This window comes from Pseudomonas sp. m6p (genome assembly GCF_055760375.1).
This window is the reverse complement of the sequence record NZ_CM147084.1, coordinates 2,019,634-2,042,437: the sequence shown is the minus strand read 5'-3', so window position 1 is coordinate 2,042,437 and position 22,804 is coordinate 2,019,634. Positions and strand designations below refer to the sequence as shown.

Sequence of the window (22,804 nt, the reverse complement as noted above, 5' to 3'; positions counted from 1 at the left end):
ATTCGCGAGCAGGCTCGCTCCCACAGGGTTTTGTGGACACTGAGATCCAGTGTGGGAGCGAGCCTGCTCGCGAATGAAGGCAGCGCGGTCTTCCAGAATGAACCCAACCCGGACGCAAGATGAAACGCTACGAAAAATTCGCCGACGACATCGCTGAACTGATCCGCTCCGGCGTCCTCGGCCCCGGGCAGCGAGTGCCATCGGTGCGCTACGCCAGCCAGACCTACGGGGTCAGCCCGTCCACGGTGTTCCAGGCCTATTACCTGCTCGAACGTCGCGGACTGATTCGCGCGCGGCCGCGCTCCGGCTACTTCGTCAACACCCACGCGCCGAGTCCGTTTTCCGAGCCGGTGATCAGTAGCCACGTCAACGACTCCACCGAAGTCGACGTCAGCGAACTGGTGTTCTCGGTGCTCGAATCGATCAAGGACCCGAGCACCGTGCCCTTCGGCTCGGCGTTCCCCAGCCCGACCCTGTTCCCATTGCAGCGTCTGTCGCGCTCGCTGGCCAGTGCCGCGCGGGAGATGGACCCGCGCATGGTGGTCACCGACATGTCGCCGGGCAACCCGCAACTGCGTCGGCAGATTGCCCTGCGCTACATGGTCGGCGGGCTGATGCTGCCCATGGAAGAACTGCTGATCACCAACGGCGCCCTCGAAGCGCTGAACCTGTGCCTGCAAGCAGTGACCGAACCGGGCGATCTGGTGGCCATCGAAGCCCCGGCGTTCTACGCCAGCCTGCAAGTGCTGGAGCGCCTGAAACTCAAAGCCGTGGAAATCCCCGTGCACCCGCGCGACGGTATCGACCTCGGCGTGCTCGCCCAGACCCTGGAACGCCATCCGATCAAGGCCTGCTGGTGCATGACCAGTTTCCAGAACCCGATGGGCGCGACCATGCCCGAAGCCAAGAAACAGGAACTGGTGGAACTACTGCGCCGGCATCAGGTGCCGCTGATCGAGGACGACGTCTACGCCGAACTTTATTACGGCCAGCAAGCGCCGAAACCGGCCAAGGCGTTCGACACCGAAGGGCTGGTGATGCACTGCGGTTCGTTCGCCAAGAGTCTGGCCCCCGGCTACCGCATCGGCTGGGTCGCCGCCGGGCGCTATGCACAGAAAATCGAGCGGCTGAAACTGATGACCTCGCTCTGTGCCTCAATGCCGGCGCAAGCGGCCATCGCCGACTACCTGCAACACGGCGGCTACGACCGCCACTTGCGCAAATTGCGCTACGCCCTGGAAGAACAGCAAAGCGCGATGCTCGCGGCGATTGCCCGCTACTTCCCGGCCCAGACCCGGGTCAGCCAGCCGGCGGGTGGCTACTTTTTGTGGCTGGAATTGCCGCCGCAGATGGATTCCTTGAAGTTGTTTCAGATGGCATTGGCGCAGGGCATCAGCATCGCGCCGGGGCCGATCTTCTCGCCGACTCAGCGCTTCAGGAATTGTATTCGCCTGAATTACGGCAGCCCGTGGACCGAGGATTCGGAGAAGGCAATGGAGACATTGGGGCGGATTGTGCGGTCGTTCTGACAGTCAGATGTTGCCAGCGATGAGGTAAGATCGCCCAACACAAATGTCAAAAATCAGCCCTCCCCCCCAAATCAACAAACGTTCCAGACCATCGGACGCACCAATATACGTTCGCTTCAAAAAGCCGTTCAAAGCGCACTGGTGAACAATTCAGCGCTGTTTGTGTAACCCGGGTCAGGTGTTGGAAGCTGTCCTGCGGTGATCAGGACTGCACCTGAGCCAAGTAATGTCGCACTGTGGGAATGACGGCCGTCGCTCAAGTCACCGACACGGATCCACTCATCTTTCGCAGATTGGTAGATTTCGGCGGACCATGGATCATTTACATCGAATGCCCCGCTCCCACCTGTCACAAGCACCTCGCCACTCGCCAGCCTGGTCGCTGTGTGCCGATTGCGAGCAACCATCAACTCAGCCGTCCCTTGCCAAGTGCCATCATTCGGGCAATAGAGGACGCCACTGCGCAACGCAGCCCCAAATGGTTCGCCAGCGCCCCCGGCCAGCAGAACGCGTCCATCTTTGAGCAGTGTCGCTGTTTGCTGCATTCGCGGCGCAGGCAATGCTTCGACTTCTTTCCAGGTTCGACGCTGCGGATCAAAAACAAAAGCGCTACGAAGTGCAGCATTTTCAATTGCCGAGTAGCCGCCAGCAACCAGCACCTGCCCTGAGTCGAGCAATGTCGCGGTGTGATCCATTCTTGCGACAGGCAGACTGGGTACATCCACCCATTGGCCCGTTGACGGGTCAAACAGCTCGACACTATCGAGGACTTCACCGCCGCTGGGCTGCAGATTGTTGCCACCTGTCACTAACACCTCTCCGGAACGCAATAACGTGGCGGTGTGAGCAAAACGCGGCGTCTTCACGTCAGCAGCGGCGCTCCATCGATTGCTGTTGGCGTCATATAACTCGACACTGCGCAGTGTAGTTCCATTGCTCCCGCCTACGACCATGACCAAGCCGGAATGAAGAATCAGCGCAGTGTGAGACCAACGTGGAATACGAAGGGGGGCCGCCGATAACCACATTTGCCGAGTCGGGTCATAGCGCTCAACGCTTGATGTCACCGAGTGCAAGTCAAATTGCATGCCGCCAGGAAACAGCGCATCAAAACGCACGGACGTGAGGGGGGTGAGAGTTGCCCCCACCGTATTGAGCCCTCCGGCTACCAACACTTCCCCGCTCGTCAGCAATGTCGCACTGTGCAACGCCCGCGGCACTGACAGGGGCGCCGTTGGTTCGAAGTTCCCACCTGAAATCGTGTACATTTCGCTGCTCCCGTTTAGCCACGGCGAACAGCGCAATTCGGGAGTCGATTTGCCAATGTCCGTCACGTCTACTCTAGGCGCAGCAGCAAACAGATCAAACTGTCAAAACTGACAGTTGACAACGATACAAAACACAAATGCGTCAGAACATTGGCTCTAACGTCCGCCCCCCAGATCAACAAACGTCCCCGTCGCATAAGAAGCCTTGTCGGACAGCAACCAGACAATCGCCTCCGCCACCTCATCCGGGCGCCCGCCCCGAGCCATCGGAATCGCCGACTCAAGCTTGCTGACCCGATCCGGATCGCCGCTCAGCGCATGGAAGTCGGTGTAGATGTAGCCCGGACGCACCGCGTTGACGCGAATACCCTCGCCCGCCACTTCCTTGGACAGACCGATGGTGAAGGTGTCGAGCGCACCTTTGGACGCGGCATAGTCGACGTATTCGTTGGGCGAGCCCAGGCGTGCGGCGACCGAGGAGACGTTGACGATGCTGCCGCCCTGCCCGCCGTGCTTGGGCGACATGCGCAGGATCGCGTGCTTGGCGCAGAGGATCGGCGCCAGGACGTTGGTTTTCATGATTTTGAGAATGCGGAATTCGGACATTTCATCGACCCGCGACTTATGGCCGACGGTGCCCGCATTGTTCACCAGTGCGGTGACCCGTCCCAGCTCGGTGTCGACCCGGTGAAACAGTGCGATGACTTCGTCTTCGATGCTGACATCGGCGCGCACCGCAATGGCCTGCGCCCCCAGCGCCCGCACTTGCTCCAGCACGCTTTGCGCGGCCTGTTCATCCGACTGATAGTTGATGCAGATGCGATAGCCCTGCCCGGCAGCCAACAACGCCGTAGCGGCGCCGATTCCGCGCCCGCCACCGGTGATTACCATGACTTTATCCATGCTGGCCCTTCCCCCAATGCACACGTAACAGTCGGGGTGAAGAATAACCGTCATTGGGCGGTTTTGCATGGGCTCTGTCCAAGACAAAACCCTGCATGAGACTGAGATGTTTTTTGTGGCGAGGGAGCTTGCTCCCTCGCCACCGTTTGCAGTCAGACAGCCGCCTGAGCCTTTCCACGGGTGAGGTTCTGCATGAACGCGTCAGCCGGCATCGGATGGCCCAACAGATAGCCCTGCAACGAATCACAGCCCAACTGCGTGAGGAAGTCCTGCTGTACGCCAGTCTCCACGCCCTCGGCAACAATGCGCAAACCGAGTGCCTGCCCCAGCGCCACAATCGCCGAGACGATGGCCGCGTCATCGCTGTCGTGCTCCAGATCGCGGACAAACCCTCGGTCGATCTTCAGTTCGTTGGCCGGCAAACGCTTGAGGTACATCAGGCTCGAATAGCCGGTGCCAAAGTCGTCGATCGACAGGTCGACGCCCATGTCCGACAACTCCTGCAACACCGTCATGCTGGCATCGGCGTCACTCATGGCCGTGGTTTCAGTGATTTCCAGCGTCAGGCTGTTGGCCGGCAAATGATGCGTGGCCAGCGCCCGGGCCACGCTCTGTACCAGCCCCGCGTGGCAGAACTGTAACGCCGAGAGGTTCACTGCAATGCGCCAGTCGGTGTAACCGAGCACATACCATTCGCGCATCTGCCGGCAGGCCTCGTTGAGCACCCAGTCGCCGATGGCGATGATCAGGCCGGTCTTCTCCGCCAGATCGATGAACTTGTCCGGCAGCAACATGCCTTGGGTCGGATGCTGCCAGCGCAGCAACGCTTCGGCCCCCACCGGACGACCGCTGGCAGCGTCGAATTTGGGCTGGAAATACAGGCTGAACTGCCGGTGCTCCAGCGCGGCGCGCAGATCTTGCAGCAACTGCAGCTGCTTGCGTGCGTTGCTGTTCATCGAGGCATCGAAGAAGCTGTAGCCGTTTTTACCGCCGCCCTTGGCGTGATACATCGCCGCATCGGCGTTCATCAGCAGTTCCTGAGCGCTCTGGCCATTACCCGGGTACAGGGCGATGCCGACGCTGGCGGAAATCTGCAACTCATGCTCGGCCACGCGAAATGACTGGCCGATCAGGCCGACCTGGCGCGCTGCCAGGCTCAGGGCATCGTTGGGCTCGGTCAGACGCACCAGAAGCACGAACTCGTCGCCGCCAATTCGCGCCAGCGTGTCCTGACTGCGCAAATCCTCACGCAGGCGCACCCCGACTTCGCGCAGCAACTGGTCGCCCATGTGGTGGCCAAAGGCATCGTTGACTGGTTTGAAACCGTCCAGATCGATGAACATCAACGCAAAACAGCCGCCCTGCTCCTCGACCTTCTTCATCGCCTGATTGATCCGGTCGTCCAGCAGCATGCGGTTCGGCAGGCCCGTCAGGGTATCGTGCAACGCCAGTTGCGTCAGCTCACGGTTGGCCAGGGTCAGCGAATGCGCCAGATCGGCAGTGCGTGCTTCGAGGCGAGCATCGAGAATCGAGGTCAGCAAGGCGATCGACAGCACCGCCAGCGTGGTGATCAGCACCAGATTGTCGAGGCCGTTACCCTTGAGACCGGCGAGCGTCGCGCCGCAGAAACTGCCTGCGGGAAACTGCGCCGCAGCCATGCCGGTGTAGTGCATGCCGACAATGGCAATGCCCATGATGATTGCCGCACCGCCGCGAATCAGGCGCACATAAGGCGAGTGCTGGCGCAGGCGAAAGGCGATCCATAACGCCGCCGCCGAAGCACCGACCGCAATCAGCAATGAGGCGCCGAACAGGGTCGGGTCGTAATCGATGCCAGGCGTCATGCGCAGCGCGGCCATGCCGGTGTAATGCATGGCGCTGATGCCGGCGCCCATGATCAAGGCGCCGAAACCCAATTGCAGGATCGGCAGTTTCGGCTGGCTGACCAGCCACAGGGCAAACCCGCACGACAGAACGGCAATCAGCAGCGACAGCGCGGTAATCGCAATGTCGTAACCCAGTTCGATCGGCAGCTTGAAGGCGAGCATGCCGATGAAGTGCATCGACCAGACGCCGACACCCATCGCCAGCGCGCCGCCCGCCGTCCAGAAATGCACTGCGCGCCCACGGGCGCTGGCGATGCGCCCGGTCAGGTCGAGCGCGGTGTAGGACGCGAGGATCGCCACACACAAAGAAATGAAAACCAGGGTGAAGGAATAATTACCGATGAGCATGAAGATTCTCGCGACCACCCGCGCCGTACTGCGTCCATTCTCGGCCGGGCAAATGCGGCGATTGTACTGATTGCGCGGAAGAACGCACTGACAAAGTAATCATTTTGCCATCAACCCGATGAAACGCTTGTTTGATGGTTTTGCAAGGCTCTGGAGCAACCATCACAACCTGTAGGAGCTGCGGCACGCTGCGATCTTTTGACCTTGTTTTTTAAGATCAAAAGATCGCAGCGTGCCGCAGCTCCTACACGATTTATTCGGTGGCCAGTTGACCGTCCCACCCGCCCCCCAGCGCGGCAATCAATTGCACGCTGGCAATCAGGCGATTCTGCAGGATATTGAGCACAGTGCGCTCGTTGCTCAGCGCCGTGGCTTGCACCACAACCACATCGATGTAGGCAATCAACCCGGCCTTGTACTGATTCTGGGTCAGACGCAGCGAGTCGCGCGCCGCATCCAGTGCTTCCTGACGCACCGCCGCCTCGTCTTCATACACTTTCAGTTGCACCAGATAGTTTTCCACTTCACGGAAACCATCGAGCACCGTCTGGCGGTACTTGGCGACAGTCTGGTCGTACACCGCCTCGGTACGGTCAACCTCGGCCGAACGGATGCCACCGTCGAAGATCGGTAAGTCCAGTTTCGGCCCGACCGACCAGAAACGGTTGGGTATGGTCAAAAGATTTTTCGAGGTACTGCTGCTGTAGCCGCCGCTCATGCTCAACGTCAGATCCGGGTAATACGCGGCTTTGGCCACACCGATATTGGCGTTGGCAGCGATCACCGAGCGCTCCGCCGAGGCAATGTCCGGGCGCCGTTCCAGTAGCTGCGACGGCAGGCTCAGAGGAATCTGCGGCAGGTTCGGGATGTTCTGGGTCTCGGCGACGCTGAACTCGGCCGGCGCCTGTCCGGTCAGTACGGCGATTGCATTTTCGAATTGCGCCCGTTGCCAGATCAGGTCCACCAGATCGGCCTGGGTGGTTTTCAACTGGGTCTGTGCCTGCGCCACCGCATCGCGCCCGGAGATCCCGGCGCGGTACTGGTTCTGAGTCATTTGCAGGGATTTTTCGTACGCCGCGACCGTGGCTTCAAGCAAGCGTTTCTGCTGATCGATCACCCGCAGTTGCAGGTAGTTCTGCACCAGTTCCGACTGCTGGCTCAGACGCATCGCGGCCAGATCGGCGAAGCTCGCCTGGGCGCTGGCCTCGTCGGCCTCCAGGCCTCGGCGCAATTTGCCCCAGATATCCGCTTCCCAACTCACGCCCAACTGCGCGTTGTAGGTATCGCGAATCCCGCTGGAAGAACTGCTCAGGCTCGAACTGCTGCTGCCGGTGCCCTGACTGGAGCGGGTCTTGCCCACGCTCAGGTCGACACTGGGGTAAAACGCCCCACGGGCACTGCGCACCAAGGCCTGGGCCTGACGGTACTGCGCTTCGGATTGCGCCACGGTCTGGTTGGAGCTGTTGAGTTTCTCGATCAGGCCATTGAGCTGCTGATCGCCATACAGCTCCCACCAGGCACCACGCGCCAGCGCGTCACTCGGATTGGCCTGGCGCCAGCCCTCGGCCTCTTTGTACTGTGCAACCTCGGCAGTCTGCGGGCGCTGATAGTCCGGGCCGACGGCGCAGGCGCTGAGCATCGCCACGCACAGCGACAGGCTCAACAGCCGCGAACCGCGCGCAGTGGCCAGATTGAGAAGCGAACGGTCGGTCATAGCGGAGTTTCCAGAGCAGCGTCAGTACGCACGCCACGCCACTTGTTGAAGCGGTGGCGCAGCTTGTCGAGATAGAGGTAAACCACAGGCGTGGTGTAAAGGGTCAGGACCTGACTGAAGATCAGGCCGCCGATGATGGTCAAACCCAGGGGCTGGCGCATTTCCGCGCCTTCCGCACGGCTGAGCAACAGCGGCAAGGCACCGAGGATTGCCGCCAGGGTCGTCATCAGAATCGGCCGCAGCCGTTGCAGGCAGGCGCTGCGGATCGACTCCAGCGGCGACAGGCCCTGATGGCGTTCCAGTTGCAGCGCCAGGTCGATCATCAGAATGGCGTTTTTCTTCACCACCCCGATCAGCAGGAACAGTCCGAGCAGCGAAATCAGGCTGAACTCGCCGCCCAGCGCGTAGATCGACAGCAACGCGCCGACCCCGGCCGAGGGCAAGGTCGAGAGGATCGTCAGCGGGTGAATGTAGCTTTCATACAGCACACCGAGCACCAGATACACCGCCAGCAGCGCACCGAGGATCATGAACGGCTGGCTCTTCTGCGTCGCGGCAAACGCATCGGCGGTGCCGGCCATTTTCGCGATCACGTCTTCCGGCAGACCGACCTTGGCAATCGCCCGCTCGATGGCGGCACTGCCCTGCTCCACAGTCACGCCTTCGGCCATGTCGAAGGCGATGTTTTCGGACGCAAACTGGCCTTCGTGGCTGACGCGGTCGTCCTCCAGGCTGTTTTCGTAATGGGCAATGGTCGACAACGGAATCCGCGCACCGTCAGCGGTAATCACCTGCACCTGATTGAGGGTGACCGGATCCTGCGCGTACTTCTGATTGACCTCCATCACCACCTGATACTGGTTGAGGCTGTCGTAGATGGTCGAAATCTGCCGCTGGCTGTAGGCGTTGTTCAGCACCGCCGTGACCATGTTCATGTCGACCCCGAGGCGCTTGGCCTGATCGCGGTCGACGATCAGCGTTACCTGCTGCGCACCGCGTCCTTCGCGGGCATCAATCGCAGTCAGCTCCGGCAGTGCCCGCAGCGCGGTCACCACTTTCGGGTACCACTCGCGCAGGGCGCCCAGGTCTCCGCTTTGCAGGATGTAGCTGTATTGCGAGGTGGTCTGTTCGCGGCCGCCGCCGAACTGCAGGTCCTGATCCGCCATCAGCATCAACTGGGCGCCGGGGACCTTGGGCATCTCCTTGCGCAGGCGTTCGATGACTTTCTGCGCCGACAGGTTGCGTTCCTTGATTGGCTTCAGGCGCACCAGCATGAACGCGTTATTGGTGCCGTTGGTGCCACCAATGAACCCGGCTACGCTCTCCACCGCTTCGTCCTTGAGCACGGCGCGGCGGAAGGTTTCCATTTTCGGTTGCATCACGCTGAACGACAGGCCGTCGTCGCCCCGCACGAAACCGATCAACTGGCCTGTGTCCTGCTGCGGCATGAACGTCTTCGGCACCACCACGTACAGCGCGACGTTGACCCCGACTGTGATGATCAGACTGAGCAGGGTCAGGCGGCGGTGGCGCAACACCCAATCGAGGCTGGTCGCATATTTGCCGACCATCCAGTCGTTGATCCGGCGGCTCCAGCGTTGCAAACGGTTTTCCTGGCCCGGCGTGTGCGGCTTGAGCCAGCGCGCGCAGAGCATCGGCGTCAATGTCAGCGAGACCACCAGCGACACCACGATCGCCGCCGCCAGGGTGATGGAAAACTCGCGGAACAGGCTTTCGACAATACCGCCCATGAACAGGATCGACAGGAACACCGCCACCAGCGACACGTTCATCGACAACAAGGTAAAACCGACTTCCTTGGCCCCGAGGTACGCGGCCTTCATCGGTTTGACGCCTTCGTCGATGTGCCGGGAAATGTTTTCCAGCACCACGATGGCATCGTCCACCACCAGCCCGGTGGCCAGAATCAACGCCATCAGCGACAGGTTATTCAGTGAAAAACCGTAGAGGTACATCACCGCGAACGTGCCGACCAGCGACACCGGCACCGCCAGCGTCGGAATCAGCGAGGCGCGAAAGTTACCCAGGAACAGGAACACCACCAGAACCACCAGCGCCACAGCGATCAGCAAGGTCATTTCCGCTTCGTGGAGGGTGGCCTTGATCACCGGCGAGCGGTCCATCGCCAGATTCAGCTTCACGCTGGCCGGCAGCACCGCTTGCAAGGCCGGCAACTGCGCCTTGATCTCGTTGACCGTCTCGATGATGTTGGCGCCGGCCTGGCGGTTGATCACCAGCAGCACCGCCGCATCATCGTTGAAGAAACCGCTGTTGTAACGGTCTTCGACGCCGTCGCTGACCTTGGCCACGTCCTTCAGACGCAGGGCCGCGCCGTCCTTGTAATGGATGATCAGCGACTCGTAATCCTTGGCTTTCTCCAACTGGTCGTTGGCCTGGATCTGCCACAGGCGCTCGCCGTCTTCGACCGAGCCCTTGGGCCGACGTACGTTGGCCGCGGCGATGGTCTTGCGTACATCGTCGAGCGCCACGCCGTACTGGTTCAGCGCCTGCGGTTCGAGTTCGATACGCACCGCCGGCAGCGAACTGCCACCGATCTGCACCTCTCCCACGCCCTGCACCTGGGACAGGCTCTGCGACAGGATGGTCGAGGCCAGGTCATAGAGCTGGCCTTTTTCCAACACGTCCGAGGTCAGCGACAGCACCATGATCGGCGCCTGCGACGGGTTGACCTTCTTGTAGGTCGGCATGCTGCGCATCCCGCTCGGCAACAGGTTGCGCGAAGCGTTGATGGCTGCCTGCACCTCGCGCGCCGCGCCGTTGATGTCGCGGTCCAGGTCAAATTGCAGAATGACCCGGGTCGAACCCTGGCTGGAACGGCTGCTCATGGTGTTGACGCCGGCAATCGCGCCGAACGAACGCTCCAGCGGCGTCGCCACCGTGGACGCCATCACCTCGGGACTGGCGCCGGGCAGACTGGCCTGAACCACGATCACCGGAAAATCCATTTGCGGCAGCGGCGATACCGGCAACAGGCCGAAACTGACACCGCCCAGCAACATGATCGCCAGGCTCAGGAGCATGGTCGCGACCGGGCGCTTGATGAAAGGACCGGAGAGGTTCATTGACCGCAATCCCCATCAACACACCTACCCACTGTGGGAGCGAGCCTGCTCGCGAATACGGTCTGACATTCAACGTTGATGGTGACTGATCCAGCGCTTTCGCGAGCAGGCTCGCTCCCACAGTGGATGAGGTGCAGCAAATTCATACCACCACCTCATCACGGTCGGCATTGGTCTTGCCAAAGCGCCGACCGAGGCGATCGAAATACAGGTAGATCACCGGCGTGGTGAACAAAGTCAGCACTTGGCTCACCAGCAAGCCGCCGACCATCACCAGACCCAACGGCTGACGCAACTCAGCCCCGGAACCGGTGGCGAGCATCAACGGCACGGCGCCGAACAGCGCCGCCAGTGTCGTCATCAGAATCGGCCGGAAACGCAGCAGCGCCGCCTGATAGATCGCCTGTTCCGGCGCCATGCCCTGGGTGCGTTCGGCGTCGAGGGCGAAGTCGATCATCATGATCGCGTTTTTCTTGACGATGCCGATCAGCAGGATGATGCCGATGATCGCGATCATGCCCAGGTCATTGCCGCTGAGCAGCAACGCCAGCAAGGCGCCGACCGCCGCCGACGGCAGGGTCGAGAGGATGGTGATCGGGTGAATGTAACTTTCGTAAAGCACGCCGAGTACGATGTACATGGTCACCACCGCCGCCAGAATCAGCAGCAAGGTGCTCGACAGCGAGGCCTGGAATGCCTCGGCCGCGCCCTGGAACTGGGTCTGCACGCCAATCGGCATGCCGATGTCCTTCTGCACCTGTTCGATGATGTCCACCGCATGCCCCAGCGCCACGCCGGGCGCCAGGTTGAACGACATCATCACCGCCGGGAACTGGCCGATGTGGGTGATCGCCAGTTGCGCCTGACGCTCCTCGACATGGGCCAGACTCGACAGGCGCACCTGCGCACCGTCAGTGGTCTTGACGTGAATCTGGTCCAGCGCCGCCGGCCCGATTTTCTCCCCGGCCTGTGCCTGCAGCACCACGCGGTACTGGCTGGCCTGGGTGTAAATGGTCGAGATCTGCCGCTGGCCGAAGGCGTCGTACAGCGCATCGGTGATGTTCTGCACCGAAACGCCGAGGCGTGAAGCCGCGTCACGGTCGATCACCAGATAGACTTGCAAGCCTTTGTCCTGCAAGTCGCTGGCAACGTCGGTCAATTCCGGTTGCTGCGCCAAGGCTTCGACCAGACGCCCGCTCCACTGGCTGAGCAATTCGGCGTCCGGTGAGGACATGCTGAACTGGTACTGGGTACGGCTGACCCGATCCTCAATGGTCAAATCCTGCACCGGTTGCATGAACAGACGGATGCCAACCAGTTTGTCCAGTTGCGGCTGCAGGCGCGCGATCACCTCGGTGGCGCTCAGGTCACGCTGGCCGTGAGGCTTGAGGTTGATCAGCAGACGACCGCTGTTGAGCGTGGCGTTGTCGCCGTCGACACCGATGTAGGACGACAGACTTTCCACCGCCGGATCTTCAAGAATCACCTTGGCCAGCGCCTGCTGACGCTCGCCCATGGCCGCGAAGGAAATCGACTGCGGTGCTTCGGATATACCCTGGATCACCCCGGTATCCTGCACCGGGAAGAAGCCCTTGGGCACTACCATGTACAGGAACACGGTCAGTGCCAGCGTTCCGATGGCCACCAACAGGGTCAGCGGCTGGTGTTTGAGCACCCACTGCAACTTGCGCCCGTAGGCGGCGATCATCCAGTCGATGAAGCCGCCGCTGGCCCGGTAGAAACGGCCCTGCTCGTGGGCTTCTGGCTCTCGCTTGAGCAGGCGTGCGCACATCATCGGCGTCAACGTCAGCGAAACCACCAGCGAAATCAGGATCGCCACCGCCAGGGTGATGGCGAACTCGCGGAACAGCCGCCCGACCACGTCAGCCATGAACAACAACGGAATCAGTACCGCGATCAGCGACAGGGTCAGGGAAATCAGGGTGAAACCGATCTGCTTGGCGCCTTTGAGTGCCGCCTGCATCGGGCTGTCGCCCTCCTCGATGAAGCGCGCGATGTTTTCCAGCATCACGATCGCGTCGTCGACCACAAAACCGGTCGCGATGGTCAGCGCCATCAAGGTCAGGTTGTTGACCGAGAAGCCGGCGAGGTACATCACGCCAAACGTACCGATCAGCGACAGCGGCACCGCCACTGACGGAATGATCGTCGCGCTGGCGCGCCGCAGAAAGAGGAACGTCACCATCACCACCAACGCGATGGCGATCAGCAGTTCGTGCTGCACGTCGGTGACCGAGGCGCGGATGGTCTGGGTGCGGTCGGTGAGCACGGTGACGTCGAGGCCAGCCGGCAAGTTGTCAGTGATGCTGGGCAGCAAGGCCTTGATCCGGTCGACCACCTCGATCACGTTGGCGCCCGGCTGACGCTGGATGTTCAGCAGCACGGCCTGATTCTGGTTGGCCCACGCGGCGAGACGTTCGTTCTCGGCGCCGTCGACGATTTCCGCCACATCCTTCAGACGCAGCGGCGCGCCGTTCTTGTAGGCGAGGATCAGGTTGGCGTAGTCCTTGGGCGACGTCAGTTGGTCGTTGGCATCGAGCATGGAGACCCGGGTCGGGCCGTCGAAGTTACCTTTCGGCTGGTTGACGTTGGACGCGCCGATCAGGGTGCGCACGTCTTCCAGGTTCAGGCTGTTCGCCGCGAGAGCTTCCGGGTTGACCTTGATCCGCACCGCCTGCCGCTGACCGCCGGCAATGCTGACCATGCCGACGCCGCTGATCTGAGCGATCTTCTGCGCCATGCGCGTGTCGACCAGATCATTGAGTTTGGGCAGCAGCATGGTTTTCGAGGTGATCGCCAGGGTCAGCACCGGGGTGTCCGCCGGGTTGACCTTGTTGTACACCGGCGGTGCCGGCAAGTCGGTCGGCAGCAGGTTGGTCGCGGCGTTGATCGCGGCCTGCACCTGCTGTTCGGCGACGTCCATGTTGATGTCGAGGCTGAAACGCAGGGTCAGCACCGACGCGCCGCCGGAACTGGTCGAGGCCATTTGCGTCAGGCCCGGCATCTGCCCGAACTGGCGTTCGAGCGGCGCGGTCACGGCGCTGGTCATCACGTCGGGACTGGCGCCGGGGTACAGGGTCATGACGCGAATGGTCGGGTAATCGACCTGCGGCAACGCCGAGACTGGCAGCAAGCGATAGGCAATCAGGCCGGCCAGAACAATGGCCAGCATGCTCAGGGTGGTAGCTACAGGACGGAGGATGAACAGCCGCGAAATGTTCATGCGCCCTTCTTGGCCTTGTCAGCTGTGGCAGCGTCCGGTGCACTGGCGGCGGGTTTGCCTTGCAGGTGGCCGGTCGGGGTGGTCGGCACGTCATTGCTGTCGTTGACCACTTCCACTTCACTGCCTTCCTTCAGACGGTCGGTGCCTTCCAGCACCACGCGATCGCCCGCAGCGAGGCCTTCGGTGACCACGGTGTTGGTGCCGTCGCTGGCGCCGATCTTCAATTGGCGGATGGTGACTTTCTTGTCGCCGTCCAGCGCGTAGACGAAGGTGCCGTTGGTGCCGAACTGAATCGCGGCCGACGGTGCCAGCACCACGCCTTTGAGGGTGTCGGCCAACAAATGAACGTTGACGAACTGATTGGGGAAAAGTGACTGGTCGCGGTTATCGTAACGGGCCTTGAATTTCAGGGTGCCAGTGGCGACGTCGATCTGGTTGTCGAGACTTTGCAACACGCCGCTGGCCTGGATTTTGGTATCGCCGCGATCCCATGCCTCGGCCGGCAGCCTGGCGCCGCTGTGGTAGCGTGCCAATACGGTTTCGAGGCTGTTTTCCGGCAGGGTGAAGACCACGCTGATCGGCTGGGTCTGAGTGATCACTGCAAGGAACGTGGTGTCGTTGGCCGCAACGAGGTTGCCGACGTCGACCTGACGCAGACCGACGCGGCCGGCAATCGGTGCGCGGATCTTGGTGAATTCGAGATTCAGCTTGGCGTCGTTGACCGCCGCCTGATTGGTCTTGACCGTGCCCAGGTACTGGCCGACCAGTGCTTCGGCGGTGTCCAGGGTTTGCTTGGCAATGCTGTCTTCCTTGTACAGGCCGCGATAACGCTCGACGTCGACCTGCGCATTTTTCAACTGCGCCTGGTTCTGCAGCAAGGTGCCTTCAGCCTGGAGCAAGGCGTTCTGGTACGGACGCGGATCGATCTCTGCCAGCAAGTCGCCGGCCTTGACCATCTGTCCTTCTTCGAAATTGATCTTCACCAACTCGCCGCCGACCCGGCTGCGCACGTTGATGGTGTTGAGCGCGGTCACCGTGCCCAGCGCCTTGTAATACAGCGGGAAGTCGCCCGTGACCGCCGGGGCCACCCGCACCGGAATCGGCCCGGCCGCGCCGCCGAAGCCCGGCCGCATCATCCCCGAACGCCCGGCATGACCGCTCGCCGCCTTGTCGGCGCCCTCCTTGTGGGCCGAACCGGCGGGCCAGAATTTCCAGCACAGGACGGCGATGACCAACAGGACGAGCAGGCTGATCAGCCAGCGACGGGCGTTGCGAGGGGACGATTGCATGGATTGATTAACCATTGGGCGCGTGGGCTTCTTTTACGGGAGGCTGAACGATAAGCACTGATGGGATTTAAGCAAAGCAGCTTTACCGGCAATTTACCTTCAACTTACGTTTCAAGGTGTGAGGCAAAACACTGATACACAAATGAAAACGGCCTGGACAGGGCCAGGCCGTTAACAATTGTAAAAGCGCTTATTTGAGTACGGCGAGTGCTGCGTCGTAGTTCGGCTCTTCAGCGATTTCCTTGACCAGTTCGCTGTGCAGCACGTTGTCGTTCTCGTCCAGAACCACTACGGCACGGGCGGTCAGGCCTTTGAGCGGGCCGTCAGCGATGGCTACGCCGTAGTTTTCGATGAACTCGGCACCGCGCAGGGTCGACAGGTTCTGCACGTTTTCCAGGCCTTCGGCGCCGCAGAAACGGGCCTGGGCGAATGGCAGGTCAGCCGAAATGCACAGCACCACGGTGTTGTTCAGTTCGTTGGCCTGAGCGTTGAACTTGCGTACCGAAGTCGCGCAGGTCGGGGTGTCGACGCTTGGGAAGATGTTCAACACTTTGCGCTTGCCGGCGAAGTCTTTCAGGGTGACGTCGGACAGATTGCCGGCAACCAGGGAAAAGGCTGGCGCCTTGGAACCGGCTTGTGGCAACTGGCCGTTGACTTGAACCGGGTTGCCTTTGAGGGTGACTTGAGCCATGACTTTAGTCCTTCTTAACGTGGTGATTGAGCATGCAAGAGGCCGAAGTTAACCACGAAATTGTCCGACGACCTATGCCCTGACTGAAAATTGTCAGGGGCCGCGCAAAAAATTGTATACAACCCTCGTGTAGGAGCTGCCGCAGGCTGCGATCTTTTGACTTTATCTTTTCATCAAGATCAAAAGACCGCAGCTTCGTTTCACCGACAGCTAAAAGAATTGGTCAGTCGGGCATGGATCGGATGATGTCGGCTAGATCATCCTTGGTTATTTCATTGGCCTTGATCGCAGCGGCAATATCGGTTTTGGAGAGCGGAAACCGTTTGAAAATTTCTTTCAAGGTTTCCTCATCAACATTGGCCAGCCAGAGCGGGTCTATAAATGAACCGCCATACTCAGGCTTCATGGGTACTTCTTCGTGTGCAATTGCACCCTTATGATTGAGATACACCACATAACGGTCATGCCCTTCAGGAAAGCTTTTATCGTGATAAAGGGTAGTACCCAAAGGCAGGACATAGTAATTCTCGTCGCCATTCGGCCCTTCAATCAGCAACGGTTCTTTGCTCTTGATCATTTTCATATTGGGCGCTTTCGCAATATCGCCAAAAATCAGAAAAGCCAAAAAAATCGCATTGACGGATAAAACTGCCACCAGCCATATGCCAAGACGTCTATTTGTAAACATTTTTCTTATCACAGGGGCCTCGGTATTTGCTTCGAGCATGGCTTGTAAATCCGCAGGCATGAAAATACCGTCCTTCGGACTACTTTGCGTACGCGCTGCCTGTCTTTCGATGAAAGACCTCGCACCTCATTGAATTTCGCCGGGTTCTGCACAATTGACTTTCCCGAAACCTTTGCTCCTGCAATTGTCACGGTTGTGCAGTTATTCGTAGTCTGATGATAGGTGTAACTCCACTGAATAGTCGGAGCTGCCCCCTTCGGTTTCCGGACGAAGAGGTGGCAGCTGTACGCAGGTTGGAAACCCGGGCAGCGGCGACCCGGATGACCCGAAGATCCCCCGCGCACAGCCGCCATAACGGAGTGCACACATTCGAATGTGCGCAAGGATACGTTATGAAAGGCGTGTACGTGCCACTAATACCCATCGGGGTTTCCAGTCCCGGTCGCTGAATTGGCAGCGACGAACACAGGCTAGAGACCCGACATCCGACGGACAACCTGAAAACCTTGTGGGAACGTTCCGCAAAATCGAAACAACGTTTAAACATCCTGAATTGAAATACGCACGGGGAGTTGCCGAAGGCTGCAATTTTTTGATGTTGGTTTTTAACGACAGGAGCAAAAGATCGCAGCTTGCGGCAACTCCTGCATTGGCAGTTGCAGTGTGTCGGATTGCGTTTGTTAAAACGCCGGACTGCATCTTTTATTCAGAGACCTGTCGATTCACGCCCTGCCCGTTCGACTAAGCAGTGAATCAACCCCATCCCCTGGAGAAACCACCATGCGATTCATGATCCTTGTCAAAGCCAGCGCCGACTCCGAAGCCGGCATCATGCCCAGTGAAGAGCTGATCACCGCCATGGGCAACTTCAACGAAGAACTGGTCAAGGCCGGCATCCTCATCGACGGCAATGGCCTGCACCCGAGCAGCAAAGGCACCCGCGTGCATTTCTCCGGCGACAAGCGCACCGTCATCGACGGTCCGTTCATCGAGACCAAGGAGCTGGTGGCCGGCTACTGGATCTGGGAAGTGAAGTCGAAAGAAGACGCTATCGAGTGGGTCAAGCGCTGCCCCAATCCGATGCCGGGCGATTCCGATATCGAAATCCGCCAGATCTTCTCCGCCGAGGATTTCGGTGCCGAGTTCACGCCTGAAGCACGGGCGCAGGAAGAACGCGTTCGCGAGCAAGCGAAGAAAAATCTGTAATCCCCGCCCCCTGTAGGAGCTGCCGCAGGCTGCGATCTTTTGATCTGGCTTTTAAAAAATCAAAGTCAAAAGATCGCAGCCTGCGGCAGCTCCTACAGGGTCGTAAAAATTCAGCGCCCACCTTTAGTTTGACTCTGTAGACAAAACCAAAGAATTAATCCCTTCGACTGGCTAACTCCCGATTAGCTGCTAGCGTCATTCAGACGTGTCCTACAGGCTTGATAAAAAAGGAAATACGTCCAACGGCCGAGAGGCGCCGGGACGTCCATGCAGTAGCCACCAGGGAAACGGGGACCATGTCAAAAAAATTGGGGATTCACGCCTTGCTGCTGGCGAGTTCGCTGGCGCCTGCAGTTTGTGCCTTGGCGAATAACGCCGAAGAGGCCAACAAAAGCAACAACCCGCTGAACCTGGCGCCCGGCGCCAACCTGCAGGATTACTACACCCCGAAGCTGTTCGACAGCAACCTGCACACCAACGACGCTCTGCTGCGCGGCACTTTGCCGATTGCGCCCAACGATTTCATCGGCGTACCGCAACTGCTGCGCGCAACGATGCCGATCAGCACCCGACCCGATCCGCACGGCGGCTACAGCACCGGCATCGGCGATCTCAATCTGTTCGACATCTTCCTGCTCAAGACCGACGGCGTGCAGTTGGGCATCGGCCCGCAAATAACCGCACCGACCGCTGCCGAAGATGAATTGGGCACGGGCAAATGGCAGGCCGGCCTCGCGGCGGTAGCGATCGATTCGTCGCCGCGCGGCTTGCTCGGTGCGCTGGTGCAGTACCAGAGCTCGTTTGCCGGCGACCACGACCGCGCGCATGTCGAAACCGCAACCCTGCAGCCGTTCATCATTCATAACCTCAACAAGGGCTGGTACCTGCGCTCTACCGGCACCTGGACGTTCGACCTGAAGAACAACACTCACTACATCCCGATCGGCCTGGGTGCAGGCAAGGTCTGGAAGTCCGGCAGCAACATACTCAACGCCTTCCTCGAACCGCAGTGGACCGTCGAGCGTAAAGGCGACGGTGTGCCGCAGTTCACCCTGTTTGCCGGGATCAACGTGACATTCGGAAAATAAGGACATCGCCATGCACATCGCTTTACGCGCAGCCGGTTTCAGCCTGATGACCCTGTTCGCCAGCTGCGGCGTCGGTGCTCAGGAGCTCGACACCCGTATCGGCAAGATCGCCATGGAGGGCGAACTGCCGGCCCATGAGTCGATTGCCAAACTCTACGCCGAGCTGGATTTCCAGCAGGCGACCCAGAGTTACCTGTGGGCCTTGCCACTGGTGTCCTACGCGCAGTGGCAGGAAGAGTTTCGCGACAAGCTTGGCGCACGCAGCGGCGATCTGCTGGTGCTCAACAGCTACGAAGACAAACTCGGCGTGATCACCGCCAACGCCACCACGCCGTACATTCTCGGCTTCGTCGACCTCAGCGAAACCGGGCCGCTGGTGATTGAACTGCCACCGGGACCGACCGCCGGCGGCATTGGCGATTTCTGGCAGCGGGCGATCATCGACATGGGCCAGACCGGCCCGGACAAAGGCCAGGGTGGCCAATACCTGGTGCTGCCACCGGGCGCGGAACCACCCGCCGACGCCGACAAGTATTACCTGGCCAAATCGGAAACCATGAACGTGCTCGTGGGCTTCCGGGTGCTGGATCCGGATCCGGCCAAGGGCAAGGCGCTGGTAGAAAAATTCAAGATGTACCCGTACGCCAAACGTGCCGAGCCGAGCAAGACCCGCCTGCTGTCGCCTGACGGTAAAAAGTGGTCGGGTACCCAGCCACGCGGCATCGCTTACTGGCAGCGGCTGCACCAGATCATCCAGAAAGAGCCGGTCAATGAACGTGATCGCTTCTACATGGCGATGCTCGCCAGTCTCGGCATCGAGAAGGACAAACCCTTCAACCCCAACACTCAGCAGCGTCAGGCCCTGGAGTCCGGCGCGCAGGTCGGTGAGCTGATCGCCAAGGCCAACACGTTTGCCAAGCGCTTTCCTGACGCGCAGTACTGGCCCGACCGGCATTGGGATACGGTGCTGAACATCGCCGAACCGTCGCAACGCGTGGCCTATTACGACCAGTTGTGGGAACGCAGCGCCTGGTTCTATGAAGCGGTGACCAACACCAAAGGCATGGTCTCCAAAACCCCGGGGCTCGGCCAGACCTACCTTGGCGCCTACACCGATGCCAAGGGTGACTGGCTCGACGGCGGCAAGACCTATCGCCTGCACGTGGGCGCCAACCCGCCGGCCAAGCAGTTCTGGTCGATGACCGTGTACGACATCGACAGCCGTTGCCTGATCGACAATCCGCAGCGCAAGGCCGACCTGTCCTCGCGCCAGGATCTGAAGAAAAACGCCGACGGCTCGGTGGACCTGTACTTCGGCCCAAGCGCACCCAAAGGCTTCGAGAACAACTGGGTGCAAACCGTGCCCGGCAAGCACTGGTTCAGCTACTTCCGCCTGTACGCGCCGACCGAAGCCTATTTCGACAAGAGCTGGAAACTCGACGACATCACGGTCGTGCAATGAATAAGGACGCCGCATGAACACACGCAATCTATGGCTGACCGGTCTGACCCTCGCCCTGAGCAGCAGCGCTTGGGCCGATTTCAGCGCCAGCCCCGAAGAAGCCCGAGGCATCGCCAAGGACGCCTACTTGTATGGCTTCCCGGTAGTGGAAATGTACAAGACCCTGTACACCCAGGCCGTGGACCGCAAGAGCCCGAACTTCAAAGCACCGTTCAACCAGATCGGCAACACCGCCAAGGCCTTCACCGCCAAGGACACCGCGTTCGTCACGCCGAACGCCGACACGCCCTACTCGTTCGTCTGGATGGACCTGCGCAGCGAGCCATTGATCCTGACCTTGCCGCCGATCGAAGAGCACCGTTACTACTCGGTGCAACTGATCGACGCCTATACGCAGAACTTCGCTTACCTGGGCACCCGCAGCACCGGCAACAATGGTGGTCATTTCATGATCGCCGGGCCTGACTGGCAGGGTCAGCAACCGATCAACATCGACCGCCTGGTGCGCAGCGAAAGCAACATCGCCTACGCGCTGTACCGCACGCAGCTGTTCGATGAAAAAGATCTGGGCAAGGTCAAGCAGATCCAGAAAGGCTACAAGGTCGAACCGCTGAGCCACTACGTAAAACAGAAAGCCCCGGCGCCGGCACCGAAAATCAGTTGGCCGAAACCGACGCCGACCATGAGCGAAACCCCGGAGCTGTTCCGCTACCTGAACTTCATGCTCGCCTTCACCCCGCCGCAGGACGTTGAAAAAGACCTGCTCGCACGCTTTGCCAAAATCGGCATCGGTGCCGGTCAGCCATTCGACCTGAAACAGCTCAGCGCCGAGCAACGCAAGGCTCTCGAAGACGGCATCAGTGACGCCAAGGCTGAATTCGCCGCGTTCAAGAAAGACAAGGTCGACACGCACGAACTCAGCAGCGGTGACTTGTTTGGCACCCGTGATCACCTCAAGGGCAATTACCTGTATCGCTACGCCGGCGCCAACATGGGCATCTTTGGCAACTCCGCCGAAGAGGCGAACTACATCGGTTATTTCGTCGACAAGGACGGCCAGCCGGCCGACGCAGCGAAACACGACTACACCCTGCATTTCGCCAAGGGCGCCCTGCCCCCGGCCGACGCCTTCTGGTCGCTGACTATGTATGACGGCAAGAGCAAATTGCTGGTGGCCAACCCGCTCAATCGCTACCTGATCAACTCGCGAATGCTGCCCGACTTGACGCTCGACGCCGACGGCGGATTGACCCTTTACGTGCAGCACGCCAATCCCGGCAAGGACAAGCAGGCCAACTGGCTGCCGGCACCGAACGGGCCGTTCTACGGCGTGTTGCGCCTGTACCTGCCGAAACCGGAAGTGGCCAGCGGCGAATGGAAGATGCCGCAGCTCGACCCGGTCAACTCAAAACAATAAACGGAGCCAGTGATGATCAAGCCTTACGTTGTGCGTCCGCTGCTGGCGCTGTGCATGATCGGCAGTCCTCAACTCTATGCAGCCGAAGGTGGTGTAGGCCGGCCGATCACCGGGCAACAGGTGTTTTCCAACGCCGGGATCATCCCGCCCGAACCGGGCTGGGTGGTCTCGGTCACCAGCATCTGGTACGACGGCTCGCTCAAGGGCAGCCGCGGTGCGCCGATTTCCGGTGAAGTCAGTGCCGGGATCGACATGAAAGTCTCCTACACCATGACCAACCTGACCCACATCTGGGACACCGGCAAAGGTCCCTGGAACTTCGCCTCGGCAATCGGTGTTCCACTGCAGTACACCGACATCGACGCGGCCATCACCGGCCCGCGCGGGCGCACCCTCGGCACCAGCGATTCCGGCACCCAGTTCGCCGACGCGCTGGTCACCCCGATTGCCGCCGGCTACCACTTCGACGAACTGAATCACATCGCGTTCTCCCTGCCGATCTACGTGCCGACCGGCGCCTACAACGACAATCGCCTGGCCAACCCGGGGCAGAACAATTACACGTTCATGCCCACCGTGGCCTTCACCCATCTGGACGGCAAGGGGGGCGAGTTCACCCTGTCCAGTGGCCTGGAGTTCTACACCGAAAACACTGCCACCGATTATCGCAACGGCAACATCTTCACTCTCGATGCCTTGTGGACTCACGGCTTCGGCAGTGGCTGGAGCGCAGGTCTCGCGGCCGGTTATATCCAGCAAGTCACCGACGACAAGGGTCAGACCGCCGACAGCCTCAATGGCTTCCGTGGCCGCTCCGTCGGCGCCGGGCCGGTGGTGGCCTGGAGCGGCAAATTCGCCGATGCCCAAGCCAACATCAGTGCGCGCTGGGTGCCGGAGTTCGACACCAAGAACCGCCCTGAAGGCAACGGCATTGCCGTCAACATGACCCTGGCGTTTTTCTAGACCG

Annotated in this window: 15 protein-coding genes; 6 read left to right on the top strand and 9 right to left on the bottom strand. The window is 60.4% G+C overall.

What is annotated here, in order from left to right; genetic code table 11:
* Nucleotides 1–119: 119 nt before the first annotated feature.
* Nucleotides 120–1,529 (top strand): GntR family transcriptional regulator MpaR, encoded by a 1,410-nt coding sequence (gene mapR, locus ACYZUM_RS09250; protein WP_008087199.1) that lies wholly within the window; start codon nucleotides 120–122, stop codon nucleotides 1,527–1,529.
* Between the two features lie 128 nt (nucleotides 1,530–1,657).
* On the opposite strand, the gene ACYZUM_RS09245 is transcribed toward mapR, so the two are convergent.
* The 9 genes from ACYZUM_RS09245 to ACYZUM_RS09205 form a co-directional block, all read right to left on the bottom strand.
* Nucleotides 1,658–2,797, bottom strand: coding sequence for a Kelch repeat-containing protein (locus tag ACYZUM_RS09245; protein WP_108182602.1), 1,140 nt, complete (start codon nucleotides 2,795–2,797; stop codon nucleotides 1,658–1,660).
* Between the two features lie 156 nt (nucleotides 2,798–2,953).
* On the bottom strand, nucleotides 2,954–3,700 hold the full coding sequence (locus ACYZUM_RS09240) for an SDR family oxidoreductase (RefSeq protein WP_047294160.1): 747 nt from the start codon (nucleotides 3,698–3,700) through the stop codon (nucleotides 2,954–2,956).
* A 152-nt stretch (nucleotides 3,701–3,852) separates the two neighbouring features.
* Nucleotides 3,853–5,934, bottom strand: a complete 2,082-nt coding sequence (locus ACYZUM_RS09235; protein WP_041066997.1) for a putative bifunctional diguanylate cyclase/phosphodiesterase — start codon at nucleotides 5,932–5,934, stop codon at nucleotides 3,853–3,855.
* Between the two features lie 253 nt (nucleotides 5,935–6,187).
* The gene (locus ACYZUM_RS09230) at nucleotides 6,188–7,648 is read right to left on the bottom strand and encodes an efflux transporter outer membrane subunit (RefSeq protein WP_108182601.1); all 1,461 of its coding nucleotides are present in this window, start codon (nucleotides 7,646–7,648) and stop codon (nucleotides 6,188–6,190) included.
* Complete coding sequence (locus ACYZUM_RS09225; protein ID WP_108182600.1) at nucleotides 7,645–10,752, bottom strand: efflux RND transporter permease subunit; 3,108 nt, start codon at nucleotides 10,750–10,752, stop codon at nucleotides 7,645–7,647. Before ACYZUM_RS09225 ends, ACYZUM_RS09230 begins: the two co-directional genes overlap by 4 nt.
* 142 nt (nucleotides 10,753–10,894) lie before the next feature.
* Entirely contained in the window at nucleotides 10,895–13,996 is a 3,102-nt protein-coding gene (locus ACYZUM_RS09220) for an MdtB/MuxB family multidrug efflux RND transporter permease subunit (RefSeq protein ID WP_041066988.1), read from the bottom strand.
* A complete protein-coding gene (locus ACYZUM_RS09215) occupies nucleotides 13,993–15,300 on the bottom strand; it encodes an MdtA/MuxA family multidrug efflux RND transporter periplasmic adaptor subunit (RefSeq protein ID WP_108182599.1) in 1,308 nt (435 codons plus the stop codon). Before ACYZUM_RS09215 ends, ACYZUM_RS09220 begins: the two co-directional genes overlap by 4 nt.
* A 175-nt stretch (nucleotides 15,301–15,475) precedes the next feature.
* Nucleotides 15,476–15,976, bottom strand: coding sequence for a thiol peroxidase (gene tpx / locus ACYZUM_RS09210; protein ID WP_041066982.1), 501 nt, complete (start codon nucleotides 15,974–15,976; stop codon nucleotides 15,476–15,478).
* Nucleotides 15,977–16,199: 223 nt separating this feature from the next.
* Complete coding sequence (locus ACYZUM_RS09205; protein WP_262948362.1) at nucleotides 16,200–16,724, bottom strand: hypothetical protein; 525 nt, start codon at nucleotides 16,722–16,724, stop codon at nucleotides 16,200–16,202.
* 720 nt (nucleotides 16,725–17,444) lie between these two features.
* Here ACYZUM_RS09205 and ACYZUM_RS09200 point away from each other — a divergent pair.
* From ACYZUM_RS09200 to ACYZUM_RS09180, 5 genes are all read left to right on the top strand, one after another.
* Nucleotides 17,445–17,870 carry a YciI family protein gene (locus ACYZUM_RS09200; protein ID WP_108182598.1) on the top strand — a complete coding sequence of 142 codons (426 nt, stop codon included), beginning with the start codon at nucleotides 17,445–17,447 and terminating at the stop codon, nucleotides 17,868–17,870.
* Nucleotides 17,871–18,166: 296 nt separating this feature from the next.
* A complete protein-coding gene (locus ACYZUM_RS09195) occupies nucleotides 18,167–18,958 on the top strand; it encodes a hypothetical protein (RefSeq protein WP_108182597.1) in 792 nt (263 codons plus the stop codon).
* A gap of 10 nt (nucleotides 18,959–18,968) precedes the next feature.
* The gene (locus ACYZUM_RS09190; protein WP_086791068.1) at nucleotides 18,969–20,420 is read left to right on the top strand and encodes a DUF1254 domain-containing protein; all 1,452 of its coding nucleotides are present in this window, start codon (nucleotides 18,969–18,971) and stop codon (nucleotides 20,418–20,420) included.
* Nucleotides 20,421–20,433: 13 nt separating this feature from the next.
* The gene (locus ACYZUM_RS09185) at nucleotides 20,434–21,837 is read left to right on the top strand and encodes a DUF1254 domain-containing protein (protein WP_108182596.1); all 1,404 of its coding nucleotides are present in this window, start codon (nucleotides 20,434–20,436) and stop codon (nucleotides 21,835–21,837) included.
* 12 nt (nucleotides 21,838–21,849) lie between these two features.
* The gene (locus ACYZUM_RS09180) at nucleotides 21,850–22,800 is read left to right on the top strand and encodes a SphA family protein (RefSeq protein ID WP_086791066.1); all 951 of its coding nucleotides are present in this window, start codon (nucleotides 21,850–21,852) and stop codon (nucleotides 22,798–22,800) included.
* Nucleotides 22,801–22,804 lie beyond the last annotated feature (4 nt).

Excerpts from the sequence above, each read along its gene's own strand:
- ACYZUM_RS09180 (WP_086791066.1), top strand. The coding sequence starts at position 21,850 with ATGATCAAGCCTTACGTTGTGCGTCCGCTGCTGGCGCTGTGCATGATC.
- ACYZUM_RS09200 (WP_108182598.1), top strand. The coding sequence starts at position 17,445 with ATGCGATTCATGATCCTTGTCAAAGCCAGCGCCGACTCCGAAGCCGGC.
- ACYZUM_RS09185 (WP_108182596.1), top strand. The coding sequence starts at position 20,434 with ATGAACACACGCAATCTATGGCTGACCGGTCTGACCCTCGCCCTGAGC.
- ACYZUM_RS09225 (WP_108182600.1), bottom strand. The coding sequence starts at position 10,752 with ATGAACCTCTCCGGTCCTTTCATCAAGCGCCCGGTCGCGACCATGCTC.
- ACYZUM_RS09190 (WP_086791068.1), top strand. The coding sequence starts at position 18,969 with ATGCACATCGCTTTACGCGCAGCCGGTTTCAGCCTGATGACCCTGTTC.
- ACYZUM_RS09230 (WP_108182601.1), bottom strand. The coding sequence starts at position 7,648 with ATGACCGACCGTTCGCTTCTCAATCTGGCCACTGCGCGCGGTTCGCGG.
- ACYZUM_RS09220 (WP_041066988.1), bottom strand. The coding sequence starts at position 13,996 with ATGAACATTTCGCGGCTGTTCATCCTCCGTCCTGTAGCTACCACCCTG.
- ACYZUM_RS09195 (WP_108182597.1), top strand. The coding sequence starts at position 18,167 with ATGTCAAAAAAATTGGGGATTCACGCCTTGCTGCTGGCGAGTTCGCTG.
- mapR (WP_008087199.1), top strand. The coding sequence starts at position 120 with ATGAAACGCTACGAAAAATTCGCCGACGACATCGCTGAACTGATCCGC.
- tpx (WP_041066982.1), bottom strand. The coding sequence starts at position 15,976 with ATGGCTCAAGTCACCCTCAAAGGCAACCCGGTTCAAGTCAACGGCCAG.
- ACYZUM_RS09240 (WP_047294160.1), bottom strand. The coding sequence starts at position 3,700 with ATGGATAAAGTCATGGTAATCACCGGTGGCGGGCGCGGAATCGGCGCC.
- ACYZUM_RS09245 (WP_108182602.1), bottom strand. The coding sequence starts at position 2,797 with ATGTACACGATTTCAGGTGGGAACTTCGAACCAACGGCGCCCCTGTCA.
- ACYZUM_RS09205 (WP_262948362.1), bottom strand. The coding sequence starts at position 16,724 with ATGCCTGCGGATTTACAAGCCATGCTCGAAGCAAATACCGAGGCCCCT.
- ACYZUM_RS09235 (WP_041066997.1), bottom strand. The coding sequence starts at position 5,934 with ATGCTCATCGGTAATTATTCCTTCACCCTGGTTTTCATTTCTTTGTGT.
- ACYZUM_RS09215 (WP_108182599.1), bottom strand. The coding sequence starts at position 15,300 with ATGGTTAATCAATCCATGCAATCGTCCCCTCGCAACGCCCGTCGCTGG.